Origin of the sequence: Frigoribacterium sp. CFBP 13605 (assembly GCF_014839405.1) — a bacterium.
Classification (GTDB): Bacteria; Actinomycetota; Actinomycetes; order Actinomycetales; family Microbacteriaceae; genus Frigoribacterium.
The window spans coordinates 1-10,591 of record NZ_JACYNS010000087.1 but is presented as its reverse complement, the minus strand read 5'-3'; the positions used below and the strand labels follow the sequence as shown (position 1 = coordinate 10,591).

General features: G+C 72.3%; 8 protein-coding genes. All 8 read right to left on the bottom strand.

Going from position 1 to position 10,591, the window contains the following annotated elements; all coding sequences use genetic code 11:
* Nucleotides 1-95 precede the first annotated feature (95 nt).
* On the bottom strand, nucleotides 96-1,136 hold the full coding sequence (locus IFT36_RS13040; protein ID WP_200413344.1) for a hemolysin family protein: 1,041 nt from the start codon (nucleotides 1,134-1,136) through the stop codon (nucleotides 96-98).
* Nucleotides 1,133-2,512: a hemolysin family protein gene (locus IFT36_RS13035; RefSeq protein WP_200413343.1), complete on the bottom strand. Its 1,380-nt coding sequence runs from the start codon at nucleotides 2,510-2,512 to the stop codon at nucleotides 1,133-1,135. Before IFT36_RS13035 ends, IFT36_RS13040 begins: the two co-directional genes overlap by 4 nt.
* Nucleotides 2,513-2,683: 171 nt before the next feature.
* Nucleotides 2,684-3,508: a GntR family transcriptional regulator gene (locus IFT36_RS13030; RefSeq protein WP_200413342.1), complete on the bottom strand. Its 825-nt coding sequence runs from the start codon at nucleotides 3,506-3,508 to the stop codon at nucleotides 2,684-2,686.
* The gene (locus IFT36_RS13025; protein ID WP_159825962.1) at nucleotides 3,489-5,153 is read right to left on the bottom strand and encodes a dipeptide ABC transporter ATP-binding protein; all 1,665 of its coding nucleotides are present in this window, start codon (nucleotides 5,151-5,153) and stop codon (nucleotides 3,489-3,491) included. Before IFT36_RS13025 ends, IFT36_RS13030 begins: the two co-directional genes overlap by 20 nt.
* Nucleotides 5,137-7,089, bottom strand: coding sequence for a gamma-glutamyltransferase family protein (locus tag IFT36_RS13020; protein WP_307785104.1), 1,953 nt, complete (start codon nucleotides 7,087-7,089; stop codon nucleotides 5,137-5,139). The genes IFT36_RS13025 and IFT36_RS13020 overlap by 17 nt, the downstream gene beginning before the upstream one ends.
* Before the next feature lie 7 nt (nucleotides 7,090-7,096).
* Nucleotides 7,097-7,984, bottom strand: a complete 888-nt coding sequence (locus tag IFT36_RS17000) for an ABC transporter permease (protein ID WP_236556928.1) — start codon at nucleotides 7,982-7,984, stop codon at nucleotides 7,097-7,099.
* A complete protein-coding gene (locus tag IFT36_RS13010) occupies nucleotides 7,981-8,934 on the bottom strand; it encodes an ABC transporter permease (RefSeq protein ID WP_056046871.1) in 954 nt (317 codons plus the stop codon). Before IFT36_RS13010 ends, IFT36_RS17000 begins: the two co-directional genes overlap by 4 nt.
* A gap of 4 nt (nucleotides 8,935-8,938) precedes the next feature.
* Nucleotides 8,939-10,591 (bottom strand): ABC transporter substrate-binding protein (locus tag IFT36_RS13005; RefSeq protein WP_307785103.1); only part of this gene is annotated, 1,653 nt, incomplete at its 5' end.

Below are 10,591 nucleotides of genomic sequence, written 5' to 3'. Positions count from 1 at the left end.
CCGACCGGGCGGGCGGGCGCGGCCGACCTAGCGGGCACGGCCGACCGGGCGGGCACGGCCGACCGGGCGGGCACGGCCGACCGTCCCTCGACCCGTCAGACCGCCGTGACGTCGTCGACCTCGCCGACGAGTTCTTCGATGATGTCCTCCAAGAACAGCACGCCGGTGGTGACGCCCTCGGGCGAGACGGATCGGGCGACGTGCGCGCCGACCCGGCGCATCGAGGCCAGGGCGTCCTCGAGGTCGGTGTCGCGGCCCACGGCGCCCAGGCGGCGGATGCGCTTCTCGGGCACGGGTGCCTCGAAGGCCCCGTCGCCGGTGAGGTCCATGACGTCCTTGAGGTGCAGGTAACCCGTGGGCTGGCCGTCTCCGTCGGTGAGCACGTACCGCGAGTACCCCCGGGCCGCCACGGCGCGCTGCACGTCGGACGGAGTCGACCCCGGCGCCAGGTGCACCATCTCGTCGAGGGGCACCTCGACGTCGCGCACCTTGCGGGTGGTGAACTCGAACGCCGCCGACAGGGTGCCCGACGAGTCCGTCAGCGTGCCCTCGCGGGTCGACTGCTGGACGATCGTGGCGACCTCGTCGAGCGTGTACGAGCTCGTCGCCTCGTCCTTCGGCTCGACCCGGAAGAGCCTCAGCACGCCGTTGGCGATCGCGTTAAGCGACCAGATCACCGGCTTGAACACCGTCGCCACGAAGACGAGCGGGGGCGCCAGGATGAGCGCCGCCCGGTCGGGCACCGAGAACGACAGGTTCTTCGGGATCATCTCGCCGACGACCACGTGCAAGAACGTGACGAGCACGAGCGCCACGACGAACGCGACGACGCCGATCGCCTCGGCCGAGAGGCTGGTGAGACCGAGCGGGATCTCGAGCAGGTGGTGGATCGCCGGCTCCGAGACGTTCAAGATGACCAGCGAGCAGACGGTGATGCCCAACTGGCTGGTGGCCAGCATGAGCGTCGCGTGTTCCATCGCCCACAGGGTCTTCTTCGCGGCCTTGCTGCCGGCCTCGGCACGCGGCTCGATCTGCGATCGGCGTGCCGAGATGACGGCGAACTCGGCGCCGACGAAGAACCCGTTGACGATCAGCAGCACGACCAGCCAGACGATTCCGGGCAGGTACTCGTTCATCGGTCGACCCCTTCGGTCAGCGAGGCGACCACGCGGTCGTGCTCGGTCGTGGGTGCGGCGGCGTCGAGGCCGCCGTCGGGTGGGGCCGGCACGAAACGCAGGCGTTCGAGGCGTCCGTTCGCGACGCGTTCGACCCGCAGGCTGCCGCTGCCGCTCTCGAGGGCGACCTCGTCGCCCACCTCGGGCAGGCGGTCGAGCCGGTCGATGACGAATCCGGCCACCGTCTCGTAGTCGCCGTCGTCGGGCACGCGGATGCCCGCCCGGTCGGCCAGCTCGTCGGGCCGGAGGGCACCGTCGAAGAGCACGGTGCCGGCCTGGCGCACGATGCCCACGCGGGCTCGGTCGTGCTCGTCCTCGAGCTCGCCGACGAGCTCTTCGACGACGTCCTCGAGAGTGACGAGGCCGGCGGTGCCGCCGAACTCGTCACGCACCACGGCCATCTGCAGGCCGCCGTGGCGCAGCAGGCCGAGCAGCGAGTCGGTGCCCATGCTCTCGGGCACGAAGCGCGCCTCCTGCATGAGGGCGGTCGCGACGACGGAGGCGCGCTCGGCGAGCGGGACCGCGAACGCGTGCTTCACGTGCACCACCCCGACGATGTCGTCGCTGTCGTCGCCGATCACGGGGAACCGCGAGAAGCCCGAGGTCAGGGCGGCCTCGACGACGTCGGCGGCCGAGCCGGTCGACGCGATGGTCGTCATGCGGACGCGCGGCGTCATCACCTCGGAGGCGTCATGCTGCGAGAAGCGCAGGGTACGGCCCAGCAGGGTCGCGTGGTCCTGGTCGAGTTGGCCCTCGAGGGCCGACCGGCGCACGAGCGAACTCAGCTCTTCGGCCGAGCGGGCGCCCGACAACTCTTCTTTGGGCTCGATGCCCATGGCGCGGATGGCCGCGTTGGCGGTGTTGTTGAAGAGCAGGATGAGCGGCTTGAAGACCGTGGTGAACGCGGCCTGGAACGGCACGACGAACTTCGCGGTGGCGAGCGGCAGCGCGAGGGCGAAGTTCTTCGGCACGAGCTCGCCGACGACCATCGAGAAGAGGGTGGCGAGCACGATGCCCGCGACGCTGCCGACGACCGGGACGGCCGCGGCGGGCACGCCGAGCGAGTCGAGCGGACCGCTCAGCATCGAACTGATGGCGGGCTCGAAGGTGTACCCGGTGAGCAGCGTCGTCAGGGTGATGCCGAGCTGCGCACCGGAGAGGTGCGTCGAGGTGATGCGCAACGCCTTGATCGTGGGACCGAGGCGTTTCTCGCCCCGGTCGCGCCGCGCCTCCAGCTCGTTCCGGTCGAGGTTGACCAGCGAGAACTCGGACGCGACGAATAAGCCGGTGCCGACGGTGAGCACGAGGCCGATGCCGACCATGACCCACTCATTCATGTCGCCCCTCCCCGTCTGTGACGACCGCGCGGGCGGTCAGGCGTGGGAGAGGCCAGGGCATGTGAGAGGGAGGTTCGTCCATGACCGAGAACAGTAAGCAGATCCCCCGACCGATGCCTGAGAACGTGCAGTCGATGCAGTCGACCCGCCCTCGAGCCGAGGAGGCGCGGGTCAGGCCGGAGGGGCCGCTGCCGCCGTCGAGGTGGTCGGCGTGGGGGCCTCCGGCGTCGAGATCGTGGGCGTCGGGATCGTGGGCGTCGGGATGGTCGGCGGCAGGGCGGGCGGAGTGGCCCGCAGGTCGGCCACGCGGTCGGCCGGCTCGGTGCGGGCGAGGAACCCGATGCGCGACTCGCGCACGTGCCAGCCCATCAGCTCGGCGGCCCCGGCCTCGTCGCCGGCGTCGATCGCCGCGAGGATGCGTCGGTGGTCGGGCCAGAGCCGCTTGCCTCGCGAGAAGGTGTCGAGGGCGTACAGCCACTCGATCTTGTTCGACAGCTGGCGCAGCAGGGTGGCCAGGGTGGCGCTCCCGCTCAGCTGCGCCACGCCCACGTGGAACCGGTCGTTGAGCTCGACGAGACGGTCGAGGTCGCCGGCCTCGACGGCGGCGTCCCCGTCGTCGAGCAGCTGGCCGAGCACGCGCCGCGTGCGCCACCAGTCCTCGGGCGGCCGCGGCTCGCCGAACAGCTCGCGGGCCCGCAGGGCGGCGCGTCGCGCGGTCGAGATCTCGAGGGCCTCGCGGACGGCGAAGAGGTCGTCGGCCTCGTCGACCGGGATCGCGGCGACCCGGCTGCCCACGTGCGGCGTCGACTCGACGAACCCCTCGGCCTCGAGCGCCCGCAGCGCCTCACGCACCGGGACGCGCGAGACGCCGTGGCGGCGGGCGACCGACGCCTCGGTGATGCGCGTCCCCGGCACGAGGGCGCCCTCGACGATCTCGCGACGCAGGGCGTCGACGAGGACGACGGGCGTCGGGCCCTCAGAGGGCGAGGCTGGCACCGGGGATGGCTCCCAACAGTTCGGTCGTGTACTCGGCACGGGGCGACAAGAAGATGTCGTCGACGCTACCGCGCTCGACCACGGCGCCCTTGCGCATCACCACCACGTCGTGGGCGATCTGCCTCACGACCGCCAGGTCGTGCGTGATGAACAGGTAGCTGAGGCCGAGCCGACGCTGCAGGTCGCCGAGCAGCTCGAGGATCTGCTCCTGGACGAGCACGTCGAGCGCCGAGACGGCCTCGTCGCAGATGAGCAGCTCGGGCTCGAGCGCCAGCGCCCGGGCGATGGCCACGCGCTGACGCTGCCCGCCGGACAACTCGTTCGGACGGCTCTGCGCGACCGACCGCGGCAGGGCGACCTGGTCGAGCAGCTCGGCGACCCGGTGCCGACGCGAGGCACGGTCGCCGACGCCGAAGATGCGCAACGGCTCGTCGATCAGCCGCTCGACGCTGGAGGTCGGGTCGAGCGAACCGTAGGGGTCCTGGAAGACGGGCTGCACCCGGCGACGCAGCGCGCGACGGGACGCACCGCGGCTCGTCGTGATGCTCTCGCCGTCGATCAGGGCCGACCCGCTCGTCGCCGACTCGAGGCCGAGCACGATGCGGGCCACGGTCGTCTTGCCCGAGCCGGACTCCCCCACGATCGCCGTCGTGGTGCCGCGCGGCACCTCGAACGAGACGTGGTCGACGGCCCGCACCTGCTCGCCACGGCGACCACGGAGGCGGAACTCCTTGACCAGGTCGGTGACGGTCAGGATCGGGTCGACCCGCGCCTCCTTCGCGTCCGTCGCCTCGTCGAGGACGGTCTCGCCGCGACGGAGGGCGGTGGCCGAGGCCAGCGTCGGCGCCGCCGCGACGAGGCGCTTCGTGTACTCGTGCTGCGGGCGACGCAGGATCTGCTCGGGCGTGCCCTGCTCGACGACGCGTCCCTCGAGCATCACGACGATGCGGTCGGTGCGGTCGGCGGCGAGCCCCAGGTCGTGGGTGATGAAGAGCAGGGAGGTGCCACGGCTCTCGACCAGCGTCTGCAGGTGGTTCAGGATCTGCCGCTGCACCGTCACGTCGAGCGCGCTGGTCGGCTCGTCGGCGATGAGCAGCTGCGGCTCCCGTGCCAGGGCGATCGCGATGAGCACGCGCTGGCGCATGCCGCCCGAGAACTCGTGGGGGAACTGCCCCGCCCGGCGCTCGGCCTCGGGGATGCCCGCCTCGCTCATCAGCGCGACGACGCGGCGCTGGACCTCGTCGTGGCCGCGGAGGCCGTGGGTGCGCAGCGCGTCGGCGATCTGCGCGCCGACCTTCATCGACGGGTTGAGGTTGGTCGACGGGTCCTGCGGCACGAGGCCGATCCGGGCGCCGCGCACCTGACGCATGGGGGCCTCGGTCGCCTGCGCGAGGTCGAGGGTGCCGCCGTCGGGCCCCGCCAGCTCGATCGTGCCACCCGTGATGTGACCGGCCCCGGGCAGCAGGCGCAGGATGGCGGCGACCACCGTCGACTTGCCCGAGCCGGACTGGCCGACGATCGCCACCCGCTCGCCCGGCAGGACGTCGAGGTCGACGCCGTGGACGGCGGGGGTGTCGCCGAACGAGACGCGGAGGTCGCGCACGCTCAGCAGGGGGGAGGTCGGGTTCTCAGCGTCCTGCGGCATAGGCCTGGGCTCCTCGGGGGTTGGCGGCGGCGGAGAGCACACCGGTCTCGGGGTCTCGCGACACGCTGGACAGCCGGCCCAGGGACCAACCGCCGGCGCGGGTGACGACGTGGCCGCGGGCGACCAGCGCGTCGATGACGTCGTCGCCCAGGCGGTCCTCGACCACGACGCCACCGGGCTCCCAGGTGCGCGGCCAGAAGCTGCCCGGGAACGACGTGGTGTGCAGGGCCGGGGCGTCGATCGCCTGCTGCGGGGTGTAGCCGCCGACGATCGTGCGCAGCAGGTAGAGCAGCTGCCACTGGTCCTGCTGGTCGCCGCCGGGCGAACCGAGCGCGACGACGGGCTCGCCGTCCTTCAGCACGAGCGTGGGCGTCAGCGTGGTGCGCGGGCGGGTGCCGGGTGCGAGCGTCGACGCCGTGCCCTCGTCGAGCCACGACATCTGCAGCCGGCTGCCGAGGCAGAAGCCGAGCTCGGGGATCGTCGGCGACGACTGCAACCAGCCGCCCGACGGCGTCGCCGACACGACGTTGCCCCAGCGGTCGACGACGTCGAGGTGGCAGGTGTCGCCGCGCGTCTCGCCGGTGGGCTCGGTGAACGGCTCGGCCAGACGGTCGGCAGGAGGCGCGGTGGCGGTCGCCGGGGCGTCCTCGGTCGGTGCGACGGGTGCGTCGGGTACGTCGGCTGCGTCGGCTGCGTCGGCGCGAACCGGTGCCCGACCGGGGGCGGCGACGGTGGGCTCGCCGACGCCGGCGGGTGCCTCGCTGAGCGCGGGTGGCAGGTACTCGGTGCGCATCGTGGGCAGGGTGAACGGTTCGCGCCCCGGGACGTCGCCCGGTCGCAACTCGCGCGACGCCCGCTCGCCGATCAGCGCGCGACGCCGGTCGGCGTAGTCCGCGGACAGCAGCACGTCGAGGGGCACGTCCCCGGGGCCGTACCAGGCCTCGCGATCGGCCATCGCGAGCTTCTGCGCCTCGACGATGGTGTGGGCGCCGTCGGCCGTCGACGGGTCCAGCAGGGCGTCGTCGAGCGGCTCGAGCAGCGCCAGCACCTGCAGCAGGGCGGGACCCTGACCCCAGGCGCCGGTCTTGGCGACGGTGTGGCCGCGGAACTCGATCGTGGTCGCCGGCTCGGTCGTGGCCCGGAAGGCGGCGAGGTCGGCGGCCGTGACCACGCCCGCGTGGTCGGTGCCCGACGAGTGACGGTGCGGAGTGCGGACGAACGCGTCGATCGCCTGCGCGACGTGTCCGCTGCCCCACTCGACCCGCGCCTCCTCGATCTTCGCCTCGCGGGACGCGTCGGGGCCGAGGGCCTCGCCCGCCGCGACCAACTCGTCGAGCACGGCCGCGTAGGCGGGGTTCGTCAGCAGGTCGCCCTCACGGGGTACCTCGCCACCCGGCATCCACTGGGCGGCGGACGTGGGCCAGTGCTCGGTGAACAGGTCGGCGACGGTCTCGATGGTCGACGCCACGCGCGCCACGATCGGGTGGCCGTCGCGGGCGTAGCCGATCGCGTAGGCCAGGACGTCGGCCAGGGACCAGGTGCCGTGCTCGGCCAGCAGCTTCAGCCAGGCGTCGACGGCGCCGGGGACGGCGGCCGCGAGGGCTCCCGACCCGGGGACGAGCTCGAGGCCCTCGGCCAGGTAGTGCTCGCGGGTGGCCCCGGCCGGGGCGGGGCCCTGGCCGACGAGCACGGTCGGCGCGTCGGGGGCCTCGGCCGTGGCGTAGATCGCCGTGAGGTCGCCGCCGGGACCGTTGAGGTGCGGCTCGACGACGTGCAGGACGAAGGCGCCCGCGACGGCCGCGTCGAAGGCGTTGCCGCCGCGCTCGAGGACCGACTGGGCCGAGGCCGTCGCCAGCCAGTGCGTCGACGACGTCATGCCGAAGGTGCCGCGCAGGTCGGGGCGGGTGACGAACTCGTCAGGGGTGGTGTAGGTCACGAGGGGGTCACTTCCGGTCGCTGGCGGTGGGGTCGAGGGCGTCGCGCAGGGCGTCGCCGAACAGGTTGAAGCCGAGGCAGATCACGGCGATCGCGAGACCCGGCACGACGGCCGCGAAGGGCGCCTTGGCCAGGTACTGCTGCGCGTCGCTGAGCATGATGCCGAGACTCGCCGTCGGCGGCTGGATGCCCAGCCCGAGGAACGACAGGAGGGCCTCGCCGATCACGGCGACCGGCATGATGACCGTCGCCTGGACGATGATCGCCGAGACGCAGTTCGGCAGGACGTGCTGGAAGATCACCCGCAGCCCCGAGGCGTCCATGGTCGTCGCGGCGAGGACGAAGTCGGTCGACTTGATCCGGAGCGTCTCGCCGCGCACCACGCGGATCATCGTCGGCACCTGCGCGATGCCGAGGGCGACCACCGCGTTCGTCAGGCTCGGACCGCTGATCGCGGCGAGCGCGACGGCGATGATGAGGAACGGGAACGCCAGCATGACGTCCGTGAGGCGCGAGATCACGCCGTCGAGCCACCGCCAGTAGCCGGCCAGCAACCCGAGCGGCGTGCCGACCACGACGGCCAGCAGCACCGACAGCACGCCGACCTGCAGCGAGACGCGGATGCCGTAGACGGTGCGCGAGAGGATGTCGCGGCCGAGGTCGTCCGTGCCGAGCACGTAGCCGACCGTGCCGGGCACTTGGAACGGCAGCTCGAAGTTCACCCGGGTCGGGTCGTACGGGGCGATGAGGGGCGCGGCGAGGCCGGCGACGAGCACGACGAGCAGCATGACGCCGCCCGTGACGCCGAGCTTGTTGCGGACGAGGCCGCGCCAGACGCGTCCCCGCCCCGACCCGAGGCCCGCCCCTGCGGCGGTGGGTGTCTCGATGACGGTCACGATGCGCCTCCTACCCTGATGCGCGGGTTGATGACGGAGTACAGGACGTCCACCGCCAGGTTGATCAAGATGTAGCCGACCGTGATGATCAGCACGACGGCCTGGATCACGGGGTAGTCACGGGTGAACACCGAGTCGAGCGTGAGCTTGCCGAAGCCCGGCAGCGCGAAGATGCGCTCCGTCACCACGGCGCCCGAGATCAGACCGCCGAGTTGCAGGCCGACGATCGTGACGACCACGATCATCGAGTTGCGCAGGCCGTAGCGCATCAGCACCCGCCCGCGCCCGAGCCCCTTGGCCCGCGCGGTGCGCACGTAGTCGGTCTTCATCGTCTCGATCATCGAGGCCCGGGTCTGCCGCATGATGACCGCGGCGAGGCTCGTGCCGAGGATCAGCGCCGGCAGGGTCAGGTGGTAGAACGCGCTCGCCGGGTTCTCGGCCACCGGCACGTAGCCCGACGCCGGGAACAGGCCGAGGCCCGCCGCGAGCCAGAGGATCGCGAGGATGCCGAGCCAGAAGTTCGGCACCGACAGACCGACCAGGGCGGCGGCGTTGGCCATCCACTCGGGCCAGCGTCCGCGGTAGCGCTCGGCGACGACGCCGAGGGCGACGCCCACGACGACGGCGACCACGATCGCGTAGAGGGCGAGCCACAGCGTCACCGGCAGGGTGGCCCCGATCAACTCGGTGACCGGGGTGCCGGTGCGGGTGGACTCACCGAAGTCGCCGCGGACGAAGTTGCCGACGAACCGGCCGTACTGCACCAGCAGCGAGTCGTCGAGGCCGAGGTCGGCCCGGATCGCGGCGACGCGCTCGGGCGTCGCCTCTTCTCCGGCGAGGGCCAGGGCCGGATCGCCGGGCAGCTGGCGCACGCCCCAGAACACGACGATCGAGGCGATCACGAGCGTGACGGCCGACTGCCACAGCCGGGTGAACAGGTAACGGGTCATCAGGTCACTCCCCCTCGACGAACGCGGCGTTGCTGAGCCGTACGACGCCGTCGGCGTAGGTGGACACCCCGGCGACCTCGTTCGTCAGCGCGGTCAGGCTGCGGGTGCGGTACAGGTAGATCAGCGGTTCGTCCTCCTGCACCTGCGTCACGGCCTCGCCGTAGAGCGCCGCACGCTCGTCGACGTCGATGGACGCGGCGGCGTCGGCCAGCAGCTCGTCGACCCGGGGGTTGCTGTAGCCCGAGTAGTTGTTGCCGCCACCGGTGCGCAGGAAGTTCACCATGTTGCCGTTCGGGTCGACGCGGCCCGACCAGCCGAGCTGCAGCGCGTCGAAGTCGCCGCGCGACTGGACGTCGAGCAGGGTCGAGTACTCGACCGGGGTGATCGACAGGCGGAACCCGCCGTCGGCGACCTGGGCCTGCAACGCCTGGGCGAGGCGCAGCGTGTCGGCGTTGTTGCTGGCCTGGATCTCGATCTCGTAGGGCGTCGTCACCCCCGCCTCGGCGAGGAGGCGCTTGGCCCCCTCGGGGTCGTAGCCCGGGCACGCGTCGCTGGCATCGGTGGCGAACGGACTCGTCGGCGGGATCGGCGAGCAGGCGGTGTCGTTCCACCCGCCGAAGACGCTCTGGACCAGCGCGTCCCGGTCGATCGACATGGCCAGCGCCTGACGGACGCGCACGTCGCTCGCCAAGGGGGTGTCGATCTGGACGGGGTCGGTCCCGACGCCGTCCTGGTTGCCGATGTTCACGGTGATGCCCTGGTAGCCGAACGAACCGACCTGCAGCACCGTGAGGCCGTCGTCCGCCATGAGGGAGTCGACGTCCATCGTCGACATCGAGTCGGCGACCTGCACGTCACCCGCACGGACGTTCGCCGCACGGATGCTCGCGTCGGTGATGATGCGGTAGGTGATCGAGTCGAGGTGCACGTCCTCGGCGTCGTAGTACAGCGGGTCGCGCTCGACCGAGATCGAGGTCTGCGGCACGCGGTCGACGAACTTGAAGGGGCCCACGCAGACCGGGGCGTCGCCGAAGTCGTCGCCCTCGGCCTCGAGCGCCGTCGGGGACATGATCATCCCCGCGCGGTCGGCGAGGGCCGCGGTCAGCGGGGCGAAGGGGCGCTCGTAGGTCAGGCGCACCGTGTCGTCGTCGAGGGCCTCGACCCCGGTCACCGGGCCGAGCTCGCTGGCCCGCGACGAGTCGGGCTTGTCGAGGTGACGACGCAGCGTCGTGACGACGGCCTGGGCGTCCAACGGGGTGCCGTCCGCGAACACGGCGTCGGTGCGCACGGGGATGTCGACCGTCAACCCGCCGTCCGACAGCGTCGGCAGCTCGGTCGCCAGCAGCGGCACGAGGTCACCCTCGGCGTCGATGTCGTACAGCTTCTGGCACACGGTCTCCATGACGTAGCGCGTGTAGAGCGACGACGACGTGGTGGGGTCGAGGGCGTCCGGCTCGGCGGACAGCGCCATGACCAGGTCGCCCCCCTCGACGATGGTCCGGTCGCCGATCGGCGCGGTGGTCACGTCGGTCTTGTCGGGCGGGTTCGTCCCGGCGGGTTGCTGCGGGACGCAGGCCGTCAAGGCGAGCGTCGCGGCGGCGGCGAGGGCCGGCAGCGCGAGGGCCCGGCGCAGGCGGCGACGCCCGGCCGGGGAGCT

Coding starts and splice junctions, on each gene's coding strand:
- IFT36_RS13025 (WP_159825962.1), bottom strand. CDS start 5,153: ATGCCGCAGGACGCTGAGAACCCGACCTCCCCCCTGCTGAGCGTGCGC.
- IFT36_RS13010 (WP_056046871.1), bottom strand. CDS start 8,934: ATGACCCGTTACCTGTTCACCCGGCTGTGGCAGTCGGCCGTCACGCTC.
- IFT36_RS13040 (WP_200413344.1), bottom strand. CDS start 1,136: ATGAACGAGTACCTGCCCGGAATCGTCTGGCTGGTCGTGCTGCTGATC.
- IFT36_RS13035 (WP_200413343.1), bottom strand. CDS start 2,512: ATGAATGAGTGGGTCATGGTCGGCATCGGCCTCGTGCTCACCGTCGGC.